Genomic DNA, 18,121 nt, shown 5'->3' on the forward strand with positions numbered 1-18,121 from the left:
GTTGCGACGCTCGGGCCACCTACCTACATGGAGATGGCCCATGGTCCGGCACACCCTGCGCGGCAGCGAGCGCACCATTCCTGAAGACGCACGCATCCTCGGCGATGCGCATCCGGCAGAGCAGATCCGGGCGCTCGTGCAATTGCGCCAACCCAACGAGGCTGAACTCGATGCGCGCCTGTCCGGATTTGTCCACGCGCATGCCGCAGGAACGCCATCGCCCACACCCCTGACCCGCGAAGAGTGGGCCGCACAGTTCGGCGCCACCACGGACGACATCGACGCCGTCCGCACGTTTGCCCGCGAACATGGCCTGCAAGTGGTCGAAGTGAACGTTGCGGCTGCTACCGTCACGCTCGAAGGCTCCGTCGAACAATTTTGCAGGGCCTTCGATACGCATCTGCACCGCGTGGCACATGGCGACTGCGAATACCGCGGGCGCTCCGGCCCGCTGCGGTTGCCGGAGTCGTTGCAGGACGTGGTCGTGGCCGTGCTGGGGCTCGACTCGCGCCCGCAGGCGGCGCCGCATTTCCGCTTCGTGCCGCTGCCGACCGGGCCGGTTGAGCCGGGAGGCATACGGCCCGCGCGTGCGGCGCCCACCGCGTCGTACACGCCGGTTCAGCTCGCGCAGCTCTACGGCTTTCCGCAGGGCGACGGCGCGGGTCAGTGCATTGCGTTTATTGAACTTGGCGGCGGCTACCGAGAAGACGATCTGCGTGCGTACTTCCAGGAGCTGGGCGTGCCGATGCCCAAGGTGACGGCCATACCGGTCGGGCAGGGCGCCAACCGTCCCACGGGGGACCCCGGCGGTCCCGACGGCGAAGTCATGCTTGACCTGGAAGTGGCAGGCGCCGCGGCGCCGGGCGCCACGCTAGCCGTGTACTTCACGGTCAATACCGACGCCGGTTTTGTGCAGGCCATCAACGCCGCCATCCATTACACCAAGCTGCGGCCCTCGGTGGTCTCCATCAGTTGGGGTGCGCCTGAAAGCGCCTGGACGCCGCAGGCCATGCAGGCCGTCAACGCCGCGTTGCAGAGCGCCGCAACGATGGGCGTGACGGTGTGTGCGGCCTCGGGCGACAGCGGCTCCAGCGACGGCCAGCCTGATCGCGCTGATCACGTCGACTTTCCCGCCTCCAGCCCGTACGCGCTGGCATGCGGCGGCACCAGCGTGCGTGCCAGCGGAAACCGCATCGCAGAGGAAACCGTCTGGAACGACGGCGCACGAGGCGGCGCGGGCGGCGGCGGGGTGAGCACCGTCTTTGCACTGCCGAGTTGGCAGCAGGGCCTGGCCGCGCAGCAGACCGGCGGCGAAAGTGTGCCGCTGGCGCGCCGCGGCGTGCCTGATGTATCGGCCGATGCCGACCCATTGACCGGCTATGTCGTCCGCGTGGATGGCGAGTCCGGCGTGGTGGGCGGCACCAGCGCCGCGGCACCGTTATGGGCCGCGCTCATCGCGCGCATCAACGCCATCAAGGGGCGCCCGGCGGGTTATCTGCATGCGCGGCTGTATCAGAACCCCGGGGCGTTCAACGACATCAAGCAGGGCAACAACGGCACCTTTGCTGCCGCGCCCGGTTGGGATGCCTGCACCGGCCTGGGCAGCCCCAAGGGCGACGCGATCGCAAACCTTTTCTAGCAGCGAGGCACGCATGACCACCACCGACCAGCCGTTCTTTGACCCCACCGCTTACGGCAACGGCCCCGACGACAGCGTGACCGACACCAGCGAGGGCATGGCGATCACGCACCACACCGTGCGCATTGGCGGCCGCGACATCGCCTACACCGCGCATGCCGGCCACCTCGTCACGGTAGACCCGAGCAGCTCGCAGCCCGTGGCCAAGATGTTCCACGTGGCCTTTGTGGCAGATACGCCAGCGGGCGGCACGCAGGCGCGGCCGGTGACGTTCTTCTATAACGGCGGGCCGGGGTCTTCGGCCGTATTTGTGCTGCTGGGGTCGTTTGCGCCGCGCCGCATCGTGACGTCGATGCCGTCGTTCACGCCGCCCGCGCCGTATCGCATGGAAGACAATCCCGACAGCCTGCTCGATCGCTCGGACCTGGTTTTCATTAACCCGATCGGCACCGGTTATTCGACGGCCATTGCGCCCAAGCGCAACCTCGATTTCTGGGGCGTCGATCAGGACGCGCGCAGCATCGCGCAGTTCATCAAGCGCTGGCTGACGGCCAATGATCGATGGAATTCGCCCAAGTTCCTGTTTGGCGAGTCTTACGGCACGGCGCGTTCCTGCGTGCTTTCATACGTGCTGCATGAAGACGGGGTGGATTTGAACGGCATCACGCTGCAATCGTCCATCCTCGACTACACGCAGGCGGGCAACCCGGTCGGGCTCTTGCCGACGTGTGCCGCAGATGCGTGGTTCCATAAGCGTGCAGCTTCACCCAAAGGCGGCCCGCTGCCGGCTGACGTGGGCGACTTTGCCGAAGCCGCCGCCGTATTTGCCAGCACCGATTACGAAAAAGCGCTCGCCAAACCCACGCATGCCGATCTGGCCGTGCTGAAGACGTTGTCTGCCTACACCGGCATCGATGCGGCTACGTTGCAAGGCTGGCGGCTGGATGTGGCAGCCTCTGACGGCGCGGGCACGTCGCTGTTCCTGACCACGCTGCTGGCAGACAAAGGCTTGTCGCTGGGTGCGTATGACGGTCGGGTCACGGGCATCCACACCGGCATTGCGGCTAGCGTTGATCCGAACTCCGGAGGCAACGATCCGACCATGACGGCGGTGTCCGGCGTCTACACCGCCATGTGGAACACCTACCTGAACGACGACCTGAAGTTCACGTCCAACTCCGCCTTTACGGACTTGAACGACCAGGCCTTCCGCCATTGGGATTTCCGTCACACCGACCCGACCGGCGCGCAGAAGGGGCTCGACGCCAACGGCAATGTCGCGCTCTACACCGCGGGTGACCTTGCGGCCACGATGAGCCTCAACGTGGATCTGAAGGTGTTCTCCGCCAACGGCTATTACGACTTCGTCACGCCGTTCTACCAGACCATGCTGGACCTGAAGGCGATGCCGTTGCTGGATGCCGGCGTGCGCAAGAACCTCTCCGCGGGGTTTTATCCGTCGGGGCACATGGTGTACCTGGACGGTGGTTCGCGCACGGCATTGAAGGCCGACCTGGCGCGCCTTTACGACGCTGCCACGACAGACCACCAGGCGGTCGCGCGCATCCGTATGCTGCAGGCGCGCAAGGCCTGAGCGGCGGGCATGCAGGCCGCGCCGCGCACCGCGTGGATCAATAGCCGCGGTAATACGGATGGTAGTAATGCGGGCGTTCGTAATAGCCGCCTGCCGGCACCACCACGCATGCGCTCAGCGCAGAGGTAGCGGCAGCAGCAAGGATGAGCAGGGCGATGGTGCGTTTCATGGTGAGGCTCCGTGGTTATCGTTGGACTTGGCCTCACTGTATGGAAACGCTTCGCAACCGCGCTTTACCGTTTGTAAGAAAAACTGTGACGCCCAGGCCGGTAATCGACGGCCCGCCCCGGGTTGGCAACGGTTGCGTCACGGCCGCAGTAATTTGCCGTTACCTTTGCGATCGGACTGTGGAGCAGTTCGGGCGTCTTCGGGCACTGTCAGCGCAGCGCCACAATGTTCCACGAACTTATCGCCACACTATTGACAGATCGTCGAGACTGGCGGGAAATACAACAAACGGCAAACGTTGGGCTTCAAGTTTGAACGCACAGCGCCGATAGCCGTTCATATAGATGTCAGGGCATCTCGGCCCAATCGAGATAGCAAAGCCCTGCGGGGACCATACGATGCGCGCCACCCAATTGGGCGCATCGGCAACATATCGGGGGGATGCATCATGACGAATTTTCTGGAATCCAGCATCGCCTGGGCTGCACCGTGCCTGATCGCTACCGCGATCGTCGTGCCTGTTATGTGGAGCAAGCTGCGTACCCGCCGTCTGCTCGAAGCCATGCACCAGGCACGCGAACACCGCGACGAGTAATTTGCCGATCGGCCATCTGCGCCGGTCCAATCTTCTTGCCACGCCGGTAAAAAACGAAAACGGGCGCCGCATTGCTGCTGGCGCCCGTTTGGCATTTTGCGGGGCCGGTTGCGGCGCGTCCCGTTGCGCCGCAACCGTGTTCGCTCAGGCTGCCACGGCCTGGCTCACCACGTCGCGCATGGCGGCGTGTGCTGCTTCCAAGGCTTGCGTGCGGGCGTCCGGGCCCATCGCCAGGCGTTCTGCGCGCACGAATTGCACATCGGTGATGCCGAAGAAGCCGAACACGGTCTTCAGATAGGCCTCCTGGAAATCCATGGCGGCTGCCGGGCCGGCGGAGTACATGCCGCCGCGTGTCGATGCAACGATCACCTTCTTGCCACCGGCCAAGCCAACTGGGCCGTTTTCCGTGTACTTGAACGTGCGGCCGGCTTGCGCCACGCGGTCGATCCAGGCCTTGAGCTGGCTCGGCACCGAGAAGTTGTACATCGGCGCGCCGACCACGATCACATCGCTGGCGAGCAGTTCATTTACGAGCGCTTCTGAGCGGGCATGCTCGGCGCGGGTGGCGTCGTCAAAATCATCGGCACCCGTGGCGCGGAAGCCGGCGGCAATGGCGCCGTCCAGGTGCGGAATCGCTTCGACCGACAGGTCACGGTGGACGACGGTGGTGCTGGGGTTTTCGCGGCGCAGCTCATCAACAATGGCGGCGCTCAGGATGCGCGAGGCCGAGGCGTCACCGAGGATGCTGGAATCAATGTGAAGGACTTGCATGGTGTCTCTCCAAGAAAAGGTGGGTTGCTGGAAAGATAGTGCGATGCAGCGAGTTCCAGTAGTGGGTCGAATTGACACACTTCGTTCTATGGATGAGACAATGCGCCCGTGCTTCGGAGAACGGCCATGGAAGATCTGAACGACCTCGTCCTGTTTGCCAGTGTGGTGACGCACGGCAGTTTTTCCGGTGCCGCGCGGGCGCTGGGGATCCCCAAATCGCGCGTGAGCCGCCGCGTGGCCGATCTCGAAACGCGCCTGGGCGTGCGGCTGCTGCAGCGCTCAACGCGGGCGGTGCATGTGACGGACGTGGGCTCGGCGTTCTTTACGCATTGCGAATCGATGACGCAGGCGGCCCGCGCTGCCTTCGAGGTGGCCGAGCACGCAGGCGAAAAACCTTCCGGCCGCTTGCGCGTGAGCTGTCCCGTTGGCGTGGCGCACGTGTTCATCGCCCCCGTGCTGTCGAAATTCCTGCGCGCCCAGCCCGATGTACGGCTGGAGCTGGACGTGACGAACCGCCGTGTCGACGTAATCGGCGACGGCTACGACGTGGCGCTGCGTGTGCGCTCGGCGTTGGACGACTCCAACCTCGTCGTGCGCAGCTTTGGCGTCAGCGATCAGGTGCTCGTCGCCAGCCCTTCGTTTGTTGCCGAGCATGGCCCGTTCGAGACGCCGGAAGCGATGCGCGGCGCGATTGGCGTGGGCTTTGACGGTGCGGGCGGCGAGCGGACGCGCTGGCGCCTGACCGCCCCGGAAGGCGGCGCAGTTGATATCGATTACACCCCCGCGCTGGTGACGGACGATCTGTACCTGATGGGACAGACGGCGCTCGCTGGCGTTGGCGTTGCGCAACTGCCGTTCAACCTGTGCGCGGAGCCGGTGCGCGATGGCCGACTGGTCGTGCTGCTGCCGGAATACCGCTTGCCGGTCCACCAGTTTCACGCGGTGTTTCCGTCACGCCGCGGGCTGGTGCCGGCCGTGCGCGCGTTCATCGAATTCCTCGCAGAAGAGTTGCCTGGCATGACGGCAAATGTCAGCCGTTGTTATGAGGACATCGTCCGGCAACCGGATCGTTGACTCTGCAACGAATGGGAATCGGCAGTATCATCAACGGCTTCGCTTCTTCCATTGGCGCGGGTGCCTGAGCGGCATTCGCGCACATTCCCATGTCTTCCCGCCCCAGCATCGAACCGCCCAAGCCAGACACACCGACCGCGCCCATCGCGTCGGTATCCAGCCCGCTGGATACGCCGCCGGTGGCCGACATTCCGGTGATGGCCGTGATGGGCGGGCTGATGCTCGCCATCTTGCTGGGCGCGCTGGAGCAAACCATTGTTGCCGTGGCGTTGCCCGTGATCGCGGGCGAATTCAACGGCTTTGCGCTGATGGCGTGGTTGGTGTCGGCGTACCTGGTGGCGTCTACCGTGGTGACGCCCATCTACGGCAAGTTGAGTGATCTCTACGGCCGCCGCGCCATGCTGACGACGGCCATCGTCCTCTTCGTGCTGGCCTCCGTGGCGTGCGCGTTGGCAACCAGCATGCCGATGCTGCTGCTTGCCCGCGTGCTCCAGGGGTTGGGCGGCGGCGGCCTGATTTCGGTATCGCAAGCCACGATTGCCGATGTGGTGCCCCTGCGCGAGCGGGGTCGCTACCAGGGCTACGTGAGCGGCATGTGGGCCATGGCCAGCCTTGCTGGCCCGGTGATCGGCGGGTATCTCACGCATTACCTGTCGTGGCGCTGGATTTTCTGGATCAACCTGCCGCTGGGGATTGTCGCGCTGCTGGTCGTGCGCCGCACGCTGCGGCATCTGCCGGTGGCGCATCAGCGTCGCCCCATCGACGTGCCGGGCGTGGTGCTGTTTGCCGGGGGCCTGACTGCGCTGTTGTTGATGATTACCCGTGTGGGGCAGGGCACGCCGCTCATGCAACCCGAAAACCTGGGCCTGCTGGCGGGCGCGGTGGTGCTGCTGGGCGCGTTTGTCTGGCAAGAGAGCCGTGCCGTCGAGCCGATCATTCCGCTGTCGATGTTCCGGGTTCGCACGGTCACGATCTGCTGCCTCGCGCTGTTCCTCTGCTTCTTCCAACTGATTGCCACGTCGGTGCTGATGCCGCTGCGCTTCCAGATGGTGGCCGGTGCCAGCCCCGATGCTGCGGCGCTGCGCCTCGTGCCCCTCACGCTGTCAATTCCGCTTGGCGCCTTCATCGCCGGCAAGTGGATGACGCACAGCGGCCGCTACAAGCCGCTCATGCTGGGTGGCGCATGCGTGGTGCCGTTTGCCGTGGCTTCGCTGGGTTTGTTGGACCCGCACAGCGTATTACCGCTGACCCTTGCGATGATTGTGCTCGGTCTGGCGATTGGCGTGCAGTTTCCGACCGGCCTGGTCGCCACGCAAAACGCCGTGCCGCCGCAGACGGTGGGCCTGGCCACGGCGCTGACGGCCTTCTCGCGTCTGCTGGGGGGCGCGGTGGGTGTGGCGGTGCTGACGTCCGTGCTGATTGCGTTGCTGCGCCAGGCTGCGCCTGAAGCGCATGTGGCGGCCGGCGGCGATGTGCTGATGGACCTTTTCCACGCTGCGCTTGCCAGCAGCGGTGCCGATGCCGAGGCTCTGCAGCGCGCGGGTGAAAGCGCTTTCAGGCATCTGTTCTTCTTTGCGGCAGCCGTGTCGGTGGTCTCGCCGCTGCTGATCATCCGGCTGGAAGAGAAGGTGCTGCGCGGCAAGGTGTCGCTTGCCGACGCCATCGAGTAGCTCGCGGACGCACTAGGTTGTTGCGGGCGCCAGTGCGCGGTGTCGAGCCCGGCGCGCCACGCTGCCCTCGTATAGCGCCCAGCGCAGCGTGGGCGCCACGGTGCGCATGGCTGCCGATGCAATGGCCGCCTGCAGCGGCGGCCGCTTGAGATCGAGCATTTGTATTGCCCACGGCGGCAGCAACTGGATGCCCGCGTCCAGGAAGAGGCGTACCGCTGGGCGCAACCCGGGGCGCGGCGCCTGCCACGTCGTCAACACCTCCACCACCGTGCGCGTGCGATCGCTGGCCACCAGCTCGGCGCGCTTCGCATTCAGATAGGTCTGCACGGCCGCCCGCGATTTCGGCACGTCGCGCGCGCCGAGCATCTCGGCCACCAGCGCAGTCTCTTCAAAGTAACGATCCTGCTGGGCACCGCTCAGGTTGCCATCCACGTAACGCAGATAGCCTGCCAGGAAGCTCGACATCTCCGCCACGTGCACCCAGGTGAGCAGGTCCGGGTCGTTGGCCGAATACGGCTGGCCATCGGGCGCGATGCCCTGTACGCGGTCGTGGATGGTCTTCACGCGCTCGATGAGCGCCAGCGCATCCTTGCGGCTGCCGTACGTGGTGCCGGCTACGAACTGCGCGGTGCGCCCCAGGCGCCCCTGCAGGTCTTCGCGAAAGTTGGAGTGGTCCCACACGCCGGCCAGCGCACGCGGGTGCAACGCCTGCAACAACAGCGCACTGATGCCGCCGGCCATCATCGCCGGAAAATCGGCATGCACTTTCCAGCAGACGGCGTCGGGGCCGAACAGGCCGGGGTCGCCAGGCGGCGATGCAATGTCGAGGGTGAGGCTGCCGGTGGCACGTGTAAGGCCGCGGACCTGGTTGGCGATGCGTTCGCGAATGGCGACGAGTGGCGAGGGCATGGTGCCGGAAGTGCCGGGAAGCACGAGGCGAAGGAGCATCCATTTTACCGAGCCGCATCGAGGCACACTGCACCTATTGTGATGACAGAACGCCGCATGGCCGATGTGCCTTCGCAGGACCATTTGTTGCGACGGCATGTCTGTCCGGGCCTCCTAGAATGAAGAACGATTCCACGAGAACGCCATGCCTATGACCTCCCATCGACATACCGCCTGGTTGGGCTCGCTTGCCGCTCTTGCTTTGGTGGCGGGCCTATGCCTGAGCCTCCCCCTGCGTGCGGCGGACAGCGCGCAAGGTCTGCGCGACAAATACCAGACTGTGGCGCCCCAGTTGGCCGATAACGTGTTCCATCGCCCGTTGGTCCTGGAATCCACCGAAGCGCCTGACCGGCTCAAGAGTGACATCTATAGCGTGCTCGACTACCCCTTCGCGACCGTCAAGAACGCACTGGGCGATCCGGAGCACGGGGCTGCCAACTGGTGCGACGTGCTGATCCTGCATCTGAATATCAAGTACTGCCACGCCACGCAGGGCGCAGATGGCGGCGTGCTGAACGTGAATCTGGGCCGCAAGGTGGAGGACTCGCTTTCCAGCAGCTATCGCTTGGAGTTTGGTTATCACCCAGTTGCCAGCAGTGCGGATTATTTTCGCGTGGAACTCAGCGCGGCTTCCGGCCCGCTCAGCACCCGGGACTATCACATCATGCTGGAGGCCATTCCCGCGCCGGGCGGGGGTAACCACACGTTTCTGCACCTGACCTACGCGTACGGTTACGGTACGGCCGGCCGCCTGGCGATGCGCACGTACCTCGCCACCGTGGGCAGCGGCAAAGTCGGTTTTACCAAGGCGGCGGACTCGTCATCGGGCGCAGAGCCGGAATATGTGGGCGGTGTGCGCGGCCTGCTCGAGCGCAACACAATGCGCTACTACTTGGCCATCGACGCCTATCTGAAGTCGCTGTCGGCGCCCCCGGACAAGCGCTTGCAGCAGCGGCTGAACACGTGGTTCAACGCCACCGAGCAGTACCCGCGCCAACTGCATGAAGTGGAACGGCAGGACTATCTGCAGATGAAACACCACGAAGTCGAGCGCCAGCAGGCGGCGCAGTAACGCTTCAGGCCGGGCGGTAGACCTTGGCGAAGCGCTGCGCCTGCACGACGCCGTAGTCACCCGGGGCGTATTGGAGCACCCAGTCACCGGCCTGGCCGTGCAACACATCGCCGGCTTCGGAGCGCGCCATCGAGAACGCTTCGCTCATCTGCCTGGCTAGCACCACGCTGGGGCGGTTGCGATAGGCGCCGGCCTGCCCATGCGCGAGCGATGCATCGGTGGGAACGTATTTCGTATCGAAACGTTCGCGCGAGACCACCCAGCGGTCGCCTGTGGAGCCGGTGATCAGCGCATCGCCGGGGGCGTAGCGGTTGGGGCCTTCCAGGCTCATCAGCTCGCCGGCTTCTGCGGCAAAGTCGACGTGGACGGTCTCGTCCTTGACGAAGGGGCGGGCGGCGGGGTCCGTGCGCAGGTCGACGTGTTGCAGCGTGGGCATGAGGTGACGCAAAAGCGATGAAGGCGAGGGCAAGCGAAAGGCCGTAAGCGTAGCGCAAATGGCATGGTTACAGCGTGGTGGGATTGCCGTTGCGGTTACTTTCCAGCATCTTGTGGCGTGCCGGGCAGCCCGGAGCCTCCCAGGCCGCGCATCCGCTGAATTGCCCCCGCGTCTTTCGTCGATTCTCATGCCAAGGATTTCATCGTGACCGCACCTGAGCCCCACACGCCATCCCAACTGACCGAACTCGACATGGCACTGTTACGCCAGGCGATTGCGGTGGCCGACGACGCGCGCAAGCGCGGCCGCCATCCGTTCGGCGCGCTGGTGGCCGATGAGCGCGGTAACGTGATCGCCACCGCTGGCAACAACTCGATGCCGCCCGAAGGCGACCCCACGCAGCATGCCGAGCTGGCTGCCGCGGCGGCAGCGGCCAAGGTCCTGTCGCCCGAGCAGCTCGCGCGCTGCACGCTGTACACCAGTGCCGAACCTTGCTGCATGTGCTCGGGCGCCATCTACTGGTGCAACATCGGCCGCGTGGTCTATGCGCTGTCTGAGCACCACCTGCTGACGCTCACCGGCGACCACCCCGAGAACCCGACGTTCTCGCTGCCATGCCGGGAGGTGTTTGTACGCGGTCAGCGCCACATCGACGTGCACGGCCCGCTCATCGAAGACGAAGCCGCACAATCGCACATCGGCTTCTGGGGGTGAGCGCCACGAACGTTCAAGATCGTCGTGCTCTGTAGGACCATGTAAGCAACGGCGATAGAGCGATGGACCGATCGCGCGCACAATACCGCAGCTCAATTTTGCGGGGTGCGCATGCTTATCGATTGGTCCCTCATCGCCACGCGCGAGGCTGACGCGCTGCACGACACTGTTGTCGACATGGAAGGCTGGGCGATGCCGCTGGACGCTGACCCGTCAGTCGAGACCGGCCAGATTCTGGGCGGCAACTACCGGCGTGTGTTCGAGGCGACGGTGGGTTGATCGGGGCCCGTGCTCTTTCTCACGGGCCAACGCGTGGTACGCAAGCGCTATAGGGCAGAAGCGATGGCGCCCATAGAGTGGTCTCGCCCTCTGCGGTTTGCTGTCTGTCGGGGGCATTTCTTTCACTCTTTGCGGAGCCCACCATGCCCCAAGCATTGCGCATCTATCAACTGGAATTCACCCAGAACAACGTCTCGGCCGGCAGCCTGCATACCAATCTGCAGACGTACGCTGCGCCCATCGCCCTGAGTGATCAGCGTTTCATCGTCGGTATTCGGCTGAACGAGCGCGGACTCCGCGATCTGCTCGGACACTTCTACTCCAACGGCCCCGCCATCATGCGTGTCGAGCACACCGACCGAGATGACTACGACCGCGCCGTCTGGACGCAGATCAACAACATCGTGAACAACGCCACCAATGCCAACATTGAGGTCGATTGGTAGGCTTGGAACCGGGCAGCGGCGCCCGGCCGATGATGGCGCGGACGTAGTAAAAGATCGTGGCGCGTGCATGCGGGTGGGTTAGCGCGCCAGCCTAGACGTCCGCCCGCCGTCCGGTCAATGCCGCATGCGCGCGCGGTGGCGGACACTGGCGGCGTGATTGGCGTGTGGCCCGAAGCGGCCGATTTTCCCAATCTCGATGCCATGGCGCTGGGCATCAAGCGCATGGCCGACGTGGTCGGCGTGGCGCACGTGGGGCTGGGCACCGACATGCTCGGTTTTATCCGGCCGCCGGTGTTCACCAGCAATGCGCAGTTGCCGGCGCGTGTTCGAGATGACGGTGGGTTGATCGTGGCCCGCAGGGCGCCAGCCATGACGCCTTGCGGGCCCGATCACCGCACTTCCCCGTGTGTGCCCTGCGGTCCTGCGTGTTAGCGGTCGTACTCGACCGACGTGGTGAAGTTCAGATCCAGCGGGTCGGCCCACGACATGTTGGTGAACGACATGTCCTGCGCGCCCGTCCAGCCCGTCACGGCGGGGAAGGCCACACCCTGATCACCCGCCACATTCACGGTGAGCGTGGTCCCGGGCGCTGCCGGTGAGGCGCGGCCCACCCCGTTCACGAACACCGTCGACTGGCCCGACATCGTGGAACGGATCTGCACGTTAACGCGCTTCACGAAGGGCACGCCCGCCTTGGTCGTCCACGTGACGGGCAGCGTGGCGCCGCCTGCAAACGTCGATCCCGTACCCGGAGTGAGGATGTCGCGCGTGGCCTGTGAGATGTCCTGCCACGTGTATTGGCGCAGCGCATCAGGCGAGGGCGACGGCGTGCGCAGCCGCACCGTGTACGTCTTGGACGGCTGGCTCGTGACACCGCCCTGATAGATGGCGATCGTGTAGGCGCTGAACGGCGTGATGGTCGCCAGCTCCGATGCCGTCAGTTGCGGCTTGGCCCATGCCGTGTTGTTGCGCGGTGCATCTCCGGGCCATGTGAAGCTGCCCTGGTTGGCCGGGTCTTGGGCCACACCTGCCAGGCGGAAGTTATTGCGGCAGGAGCTTTGCTTGGCCAGCAAGGCAAGCTGTGCTGCCGTCTGGCTCGCGCCAACCTGGGCGCGGATGTTGAGTGTGTCGCACGTGCCTGACGACGGCTGCAGGAACACGCCATTGCGCAGGCCGGGGCCGGTAACAATCGCAAAGTCGACGGGCGTGCCAGCGGCATCCACGACGCCCACCTGCATGTTGATCGAATCGACAAACGCGTTGGTGCCCGTCATTGCGGTGGCGCTGTTCAGCCAATCCCACTTCTGCGCGTTGGCGTTGACTTTCGTGAGCACCGCGCGCTGATTGCCGACGATGCGCCAGCCGTTGTCGCCGCTGGCGCGAGAGGCAGGTTGTACCGCCACTTGCACATGCTGCTGCATGCCGTCGCGAAGTCCGTCGGCGCGGGTCCAGGCGAGCTTGACCCACAGCGTGTCACCGCTGTTGGACGCCACGCGGATGATCTCCGGCAGGCTGAAGCTGGCGTTGTTCATCGCATCATCGGCGAACAGGCCTGGGTTGCCCCCGCCTGATGCCGGCCCGAATTCCTGGTCGGCCGTCATGCCGTTGTTCAGGTAGGCCGACGGCACGCCGTTGATGAGCGCGCCGTTGGCCACGTCATCCACGAAGATTTGGCCGCAAACGGGCACGCTGCCGCCCGTGCGCGCCGCACCCGTGGAGCCGGCAAAGCATTGGTTCAGCGCAGTTTGCAGCGCAGCCAGGTCCGAGGCGGTCGGCAGGTTGGAGACGGGGTTGCCATTGATGGTCGCCACGCTGGGCAGGCTCGCCTTGTCGCTGGGCTGGGGCGCTACGCCTGGCGCGAGTTGCAGCTGCGCGGGCGTATCGCTCGACGCGCCGGCCACGGAGCTGATCTGCACGCTGCCGTCCGGCAGCACGTTCACCTTCAACTGGTCGAGCAGGCGGTCCAGCCCCGGCGCGCCTGCAGTCAACGGGCCCGAGATCAGGTCCGCCCCCGTGTTGCCGGTGGCGGCCAGCAGGTCGGCCAGCGCGGCGGCATAGGCGGCCACCGTGCTTGAGACGGTTTGCGCGGTCACCTTGCTCTGCAGCAGGCCCGTGTTGCCCAGGAGCTTGCTGGGGTTATCGCCCACGATGGTGGCGGCAATGGCATTGGTGATGGGCGTGATGTTGATCGTCTGCGTGCCGGCACTGGCAGACAGCGCGATCAGCGTGGCTTGCGAATCGGCAACGTTGCCGGCCGCCGACAGCACGAACGGCGCGGCAAGGCCCGTGACCGTGCACTGGAAGGCGCCCGTAGTGGCGTTAGCGGGGCAGTCGACCGACTTGCCGTTCGCATCCATCAGCGTGACTGTGGCGCCTTGCATGGCTGCACCCGTGGCAGCGACGCCGCTGACGGTCTGTGCTGCCGGAACGGTGGTGCCGGGCGCTGTGCTGGTGCTGCTGCCGGAATCGCCGCCGCCGCAAGCCGACAGCGCAAGCGTGGCGAGTGCGATGGAAATGGGGGTGAGTTTCATGGAGTCCTCCCTGGATCGTGGGTGCGCCGTGCGTGCGACGCCGTTATTCCGTTATTCGGCACGGAGATTCTCGAAGCGCGCCCCAAGCGTCCGCATCATTCATTTGGAGGAAAGCGTCGCCAAATGAACGATGTTGACGGATACGCACACGTGCTACGTTTGCACGCATAACATGTCCGCCGCCACCCAGTTTTCCCGGGGTGAGCATGGCAGACGCCAAGGCCAGACAGCCATCCTTCGGGGGAGGGACGCGTGCTCAAAGACCAGCTCATCGGTGATCTGTACGAAGCTGCGGTAACGCAGGAAGGGTTTCTGGACGTGTTCCAGGGCGTGACCGAATCGCTTGGTGCCGACCTGTTCCACATGTTCAGTTGGGACACCGTGCGCAATGCGCCTCAACTTTCGGTCTACTCCCCGAAGCGGGGGCTGGACGACACCATCGGGCTGTATGACAGGTACTACGGCGCACTGGACCCTCGCCGCGGTTTTGTCGAACGTGCGGGTGTGCGCGAGTTTGCCTTCTGCCAGGATTACCTGTCCGATGCATATGTTGAGCGCAGCGAGTTCTTCCAGGACTACCAGATTCCGGCGGGCTTCCGTTACCTGATGGGCGTGCGCCTGGAGCGCCCCGGCAGCAGCGACATCCTGCTCGGCATGTTGCGGGCACACGGCCGGACGCCATTTTCCGACGAGGATCGTTTCAACGCGGCCGGCATGACCGACCACCTGCAGCGCACGATCAATCTCTGGCGGGATACACGCGTGCTGCATCGCGATGCTGCACTCGGCGCCGAACTGATGGAGCAGCTTGGCCTGGCCGTATTCGCGCTCGGGCGGGACCAGCGCGTGCTCTTTGCCAATGTGCAAGCCGAAGCATTGCTGCGCGCATCGACTTGCCTGCGGCTGGAGCACGGCCGACTGACAGCCGCGTTTGCTGTCGACAACGATGGCCTGCAAGCCGCGCTGGCGCGGGTGGCAAAGTCACGCAAGGGCGAGAGCTTCGCTGTGCGGCCGGCGCTTGGGGCGCCACACGAGATATTTCTTGGCATCTCGCAATTGCCCGCCAATGCCGCGCATGCCGCGTTTGGGGATGCCGCCATGCTGGTCACGGCCCGGCGCAAGGGCGATGCGGCGCCGGTGACAGCAGTGCAGTTGCGCCAGGCGTTCGGTCTGTCAGCGGCAGAGGCGGCGGTGGGCGAAGCGCTGATCGTCGGCAAGACGCCTGACGAATATGCGGCCAGCGCCAACGTCGCCATGTCGACCGTGCGTTCGCAGCTACGGGCCATCTTTGAAAAGACCTGCACGCGCTCGCAGGCGGAGGCCGTGGGCGCGATGCTGTGGGTGCTGTCGCAGCGCAGGCCGCAAGGCTAGACGGCTGTCAGGAAAATACCGGTCGGAAGAAGCTGCGCTCGTAGCTGACGATGCAGCCGGTGTCTTCTGCGTACTGGAAGGCCGCCATGCAATCCGGGTCGGTCTTGGCGCGCTCGCGATAGACCTCGTAGGTCGCCAGACTCGGGAACGAAAACAAGGCTAGCGCAACGTTGTTCGCCCCTTCCGATGGGAGAAAGTAGCCGTGGTGCTGGCCGCCGAATTTTTCGACCAGCGGAATCCACATCTTTCCGTAGGTTTCGAATTCGGCAAGCCGTGCCGGGTTGATGATGTAGCGGAGGTAGCAGGTGATCATGGCGCGTATGGTGAGGTCGGGAGCGCACCAGCCTAAACGTCCGCCCGCAGTCCGGTCAATGCCGTGTGCGGGCGGCGTGTTCAGTATCAGTAATAGCGCAACTCCGTCGCCTTGCCGTGGAAGACCTTGTACGAGTAGATCGTGTAGCCGACGATGGTCGGCAGCACAATCGCCACGCCCACCAGCATGAACTCAAGCGATTCCGGCGCGCTGGCGGCTTGCCAGATGTCGAGCCGATCCACCACCAGATACGGGAAGAGGCTGTAGGCCAGGCCATTGAAGGCGAGCAGGAAGATGGCCCCGGTACCGACAAACGGCGCCCAGATCAGGTGTTCATCGCCCTTGGAAATCTGCTGGGGCAGGCGGCGCAGGACCCAGTCGATCAGCAGGAACAGCACGATGGTCACCAGCGGCACGGGCGCCAGCAGGATGATGTTCGGCAGTGCAAACCACTTGTCGAACACGCGTGTGCTGACCCACGGCGTTGCCAGCGACACGGCGGCTACGCCGAGCGCGGTGAACCACAGGCTACCGCGCGCCCATTGCACCGCGCGCAATTGCAGCGCACCTTCCGTCTTCATGATGAGCCACGTGGCGCCCAGCAGCAGGTAGCCCGCAATCAGGCCGCCCGCCGTGCAGATCGCAAAGACAACGTTGGCCGCGTCGTACTGGAACCCCGTGATGTACAGCCCGAGCATCAGGCCCTGCGCTGCGGTGGCGATGACCGAGCCGGCGTAAAACGCGCGGTTCCACCACGGCTTGTGGTGCGCGCGTGCCTTGACCCGAAAGTCGAAGGCCACGCCGCGCAGGATGAGGCCGAACAGCATCAGCGCCACCGGCAGATACAGCGCGCCCAGGATCTCGCCATGGGCGGCCGGAAACGCCACCAGCAACAGCCCGACACCGAGCACGAGCCACGTTTCGTTGGCGTCCCAGAACGGGCCGATGGAAGCGATCATGGTGTCTTTCTCGGCGTCATCCGCGCGGCGCAGCAGGATGCCGACGCCCAGGTCGTACCCGTCGAGCACGACGTAGGCGAGCACGGCAATGCCCATCAGGGCCATGAAGACCACCGGCAGCCAGCCGGCGGGTTGGGTGAGGTCAGGGATGGTGCTCATGCGTGGCTCGCGAGGGGCGCAGAAGATTGAGAGGTGTGCTTGCCGGGGATATCGGCATCCGTCGGATCGATGGCGCCGCCGGCCTTGCGGGCCAGGTAGAACACCACGCCGATGTAGGAGGCGATGAGGAACGCGTACAGCGCGAGATACATCGCCAGCGTGCTGCCGATCATCCGCGCGGGCACGGACGACGCAGCCTGCGCGGTGGTCAGCACGCCGTAGACAAGCCACGGTTGCCGGCCGATCTCGGTGACGTACCAGCCGGCCACTACGGCCACCCAGCCTGAGAACGTCATGGCAACGAGGGCGCGTGCCAGCCAGTTCGGCAGTTCTCCGTGGCGGCGGAGGCGCCAGGCGCTTGTCCACGACACCGCCAGCATCAGCAGCCCCACGCCGACCATCAGGCGGAAGGCGAAGAACACCGGCAGCACGGGCGGGTGCTGGTCGAACTGATCGAGCCCCCGCACCTCGCCGTCGAGCGAATGCGTGAGATACAGCGACGCCAACTTCGGCACCGCGATTTCGTAGCGGTTGCTGTGCGAGGCCGCATCGGGAATGCCGAACAGCACGGCGGGCACGCCGCGTTCGGTTTGCCAGATGCCTTCCATCGCGGCCAGCTTGGCCGGTTGATGCTCCAGTGTGTTGAGACCGTGCGCGTCGCCGGCGGCAATCTGCAGCGGGATCAGCATCGCCGCGATCACCACGCCTGTCTTGAGCGCGGCGCGCACATCGCCTCCGCGGTCGTTGCGCAGCCAGCGGTAGGCCGATACGCCCGCCAGCAGGAACGACACCGTCAAGCCGGAGGCCAGCAGCATGTGCGTGAACCGATATGGAAACGACGGGTTGAAGATGATCGCCAGCCAGCTTTGCGGATGTGCGCGACCGTCGATCATCACGTAGCCGGCGGGTGTCTGCATCCAAGAGTTGAGCGCGATGATCCAGAACACCGAGATGGTCGTGCCCAGCGCAACCAGGAACGTCGCGAATGTATGGATGCGCGGGCTCACGCGGCCTGTGCCGAACAGCATGATCCCGAGAAAGCTGGCCTCCAGAAAGAACGCGGTCAGCACTTCATACGCCAGCAATGGCCCGGCGATGTTGCCGACGGTATTCATATAGCCCGGCCAGTTCGTGCCGAACTGAAAACTCATCGTCACGCCGGACACCACGCCCAGCGCGAACGTCAATGCAAAGACCTTTACCCAAAGGCGATATGCGGCCATCCAGGCCTCGTCACCGGTCTTGCGATAGCGCAGCTTGAAGAACAGCAGCACCCATGCAAGCGCGATGCTGATGGTAGGAAAGAGGATGTGAAACGTGATGTTGGCGCCAAACTGGATGCGCGCCAGGACAACGGGATCGAGCGACATGGTTTTTCTTGA

General features: G+C 65.0%; 19 protein-coding genes. 11 read left to right on the forward strand and 8 right to left on the reverse strand.

The features are described from left to right. Positions 1 to 40: 40 nt before the first annotated feature. Complete coding sequence (locus ACEN9T_RS00970; protein WP_413706158.1) at positions 41 to 1,639, forward strand: protease pro-enzyme activation domain-containing protein; 1,599 nt, start codon at positions 41 to 43, stop codon at positions 1,637 to 1,639. Next, complete coding sequence (locus ACEN9T_RS00975; protein ID WP_413706159.1) at positions 1,584 to 3,233, forward strand: S10 family peptidase; 1,650 nt, start codon at positions 1,584 to 1,586, stop codon at positions 3,231 to 3,233. Before ACEN9T_RS00970 ends, ACEN9T_RS00975 begins: the two co-directional genes overlap by 56 nt. A 37-nt stretch (positions 3,234 to 3,270) precedes the next feature. Here the strand turns inward: ACEN9T_RS00975 and ACEN9T_RS00980 are convergent, their stop codons facing one another. After that, positions 3,271 to 3,402, reverse strand: a complete 132-nt coding sequence (locus ACEN9T_RS00980) for a hypothetical protein (RefSeq protein WP_024978542.1) — start codon at positions 3,400 to 3,402, stop codon at positions 3,271 to 3,273. Between the two features lie 447 nt (positions 3,403 to 3,849). On the opposite strand from ACEN9T_RS00980, the gene ACEN9T_RS00985 reads away from it, so the two are divergent. Then, on the forward strand, positions 3,850 to 3,996 hold the full coding sequence (locus ACEN9T_RS00985) for a hypothetical protein (protein WP_175537123.1): 147 nt from the start codon (positions 3,850 to 3,852) through the stop codon (positions 3,994 to 3,996). Positions 3,997 to 4,140: 144 nt separating this feature from the next. Here ACEN9T_RS00985 and ACEN9T_RS00990 read toward each other — a convergent pair whose 3' ends face one another. Then, positions 4,141 to 4,767, reverse strand: coding sequence for an FMN-dependent NADH-azoreductase (locus tag ACEN9T_RS00990; protein ID WP_092972051.1), 627 nt, complete (start codon positions 4,765 to 4,767; stop codon positions 4,141 to 4,143). Positions 4,768 to 4,893: 126 nt separating this feature from the next. Here ACEN9T_RS00990 and ACEN9T_RS00995 point away from each other — a divergent pair, with 126 nt between their 5' ends. After that, complete coding sequence (locus ACEN9T_RS00995) at positions 4,894 to 5,841, forward strand: LysR family transcriptional regulator (RefSeq protein WP_413706160.1); 948 nt, start codon at positions 4,894 to 4,896, stop codon at positions 5,839 to 5,841. An 89-nt stretch (positions 5,842 to 5,930) separates the two neighbouring features. Beyond that, positions 5,931 to 7,511, forward strand: a complete 1,581-nt coding sequence (locus ACEN9T_RS01000; protein WP_092972049.1) for an MDR family MFS transporter — start codon at positions 5,931 to 5,933, stop codon at positions 7,509 to 7,511. A 12-nt stretch (positions 7,512 to 7,523) separates the two neighbouring features. Here ACEN9T_RS01000 and ACEN9T_RS01005 read toward each other — a convergent pair whose 3' ends face one another. Beyond that, positions 7,524 to 8,420 carry an oxygenase MpaB family protein gene (locus ACEN9T_RS01005; protein ID WP_413706614.1) on the reverse strand — a complete coding sequence of 299 codons (897 nt, stop codon included), beginning with the start codon at positions 8,418 to 8,420 and terminating at the stop codon, positions 7,524 to 7,526. A gap of 184 nt (positions 8,421 to 8,604) precedes the next feature. On the opposite strand from ACEN9T_RS01005, the gene ACEN9T_RS01010 reads away from it, so the two are divergent. Continuing rightward, positions 8,605 to 9,531 carry a hypothetical protein gene (locus ACEN9T_RS01010; RefSeq protein ID WP_413706161.1) on the forward strand — a complete coding sequence of 309 codons (927 nt, stop codon included), beginning with the start codon at positions 8,605 to 8,607 and terminating at the stop codon, positions 9,529 to 9,531. Positions 9,532 to 9,535: 4 nt separating this feature from the next. On the opposite strand, the gene ACEN9T_RS01015 is transcribed toward ACEN9T_RS01010, so the two are convergent. Further along, entirely contained in the window at positions 9,536 to 9,967 is a 432-nt protein-coding gene (locus ACEN9T_RS01015; RefSeq protein ID WP_092972047.1) for a PGDYG domain-containing protein, read from the reverse strand. A gap of 252 nt (positions 9,968 to 10,219) precedes the next feature. On the opposite strand from ACEN9T_RS01015, the gene ACEN9T_RS01020 reads away from it, so the two are divergent. From ACEN9T_RS01020 to ACEN9T_RS01035, 4 genes are all read left to right on the forward strand, one after another. Continuing rightward, positions 10,220 to 10,681 (forward strand): nucleoside deaminase, encoded by a 462-nt coding sequence (locus ACEN9T_RS01020; protein WP_092972046.1) that lies wholly within the window; start codon positions 10,220 to 10,222, stop codon positions 10,679 to 10,681. 111 nt (positions 10,682 to 10,792) lie between these two features. After that, positions 10,793 to 10,960: a hypothetical protein gene (locus ACEN9T_RS01025; RefSeq protein ID WP_413706162.1), complete on the forward strand. Its 168-nt coding sequence runs from the start codon at positions 10,793 to 10,795 to the stop codon at positions 10,958 to 10,960. Between the two features lie 143 nt (positions 10,961 to 11,103). Further along, positions 11,104 to 11,406, forward strand: a complete 303-nt coding sequence (locus tag ACEN9T_RS01030; RefSeq protein ID WP_024978550.1) for a hypothetical protein — start codon at positions 11,104 to 11,106, stop codon at positions 11,404 to 11,406. A gap of 117 nt (positions 11,407 to 11,523) precedes the next feature. Further along, positions 11,524 to 11,838 (forward strand): hypothetical protein, encoded by a 315-nt coding sequence (locus ACEN9T_RS01035; RefSeq protein ID WP_413706163.1) that lies wholly within the window; start codon positions 11,524 to 11,526, stop codon positions 11,836 to 11,838. Here the strand turns inward: ACEN9T_RS01035 and ACEN9T_RS01040 are convergent. After that, positions 11,835 to 13,937, reverse strand: coding sequence for a hypothetical protein (locus ACEN9T_RS01040; RefSeq protein ID WP_413706164.1), 2,103 nt, complete (start codon positions 13,935 to 13,937; stop codon positions 11,835 to 11,837). The two genes, ACEN9T_RS01035 and ACEN9T_RS01040, sit on opposite strands and share 4 nt — an antisense overlap. 252 nt (positions 13,938 to 14,189) lie before the next feature. Here ACEN9T_RS01040 and ACEN9T_RS01045 point away from each other — a divergent pair, with 252 nt between their 5' ends. After that, the gene (locus ACEN9T_RS01045) at positions 14,190 to 15,308 is read left to right on the forward strand and encodes a helix-turn-helix transcriptional regulator (protein ID WP_092972043.1); all 1,119 of its coding nucleotides are present in this window, start codon (positions 14,190 to 14,192) and stop codon (positions 15,306 to 15,308) included. Positions 15,309 to 15,315: 7 nt separating this feature from the next. Here ACEN9T_RS01045 and ACEN9T_RS01050 read toward each other — a convergent pair whose 3' ends face one another. The 3 genes from ACEN9T_RS01050 to ACEN9T_RS01060 all read right to left on the reverse strand — a co-directional run bounded on the left by ACEN9T_RS01050 (position 15,316) and on the right by ACEN9T_RS01060 (position 18,109). Continuing rightward, positions 15,316 to 15,621, reverse strand: a complete 306-nt coding sequence (locus ACEN9T_RS01050; protein ID WP_413706165.1) for an NIPSNAP family protein — start codon at positions 15,619 to 15,621, stop codon at positions 15,316 to 15,318. An 86-nt stretch (positions 15,622 to 15,707) separates the two neighbouring features. Then, entirely contained in the window at positions 15,708 to 16,739 is a 1,032-nt protein-coding gene (locus ACEN9T_RS01055; RefSeq protein WP_092972041.1) for a cytochrome d ubiquinol oxidase subunit II, read from the reverse strand. Further along, entirely contained in the window at positions 16,736 to 18,109 is a 1,374-nt protein-coding gene (locus ACEN9T_RS01060; protein ID WP_092972040.1) for a cytochrome ubiquinol oxidase subunit I, read from the reverse strand. Before ACEN9T_RS01060 ends, ACEN9T_RS01055 begins: the two co-directional genes overlap by 4 nt. Between the last annotated feature and the right edge of the window lie 12 nt (positions 18,110 to 18,121).

It is taken from the genome of Ralstonia sp. Ralssp110, from assembly GCF_047325135.1.
Classification (GTDB): Bacteria; Pseudomonadota; Gammaproteobacteria; order Burkholderiales; family Burkholderiaceae; genus Ralstonia; species Ralstonia mojiangensis.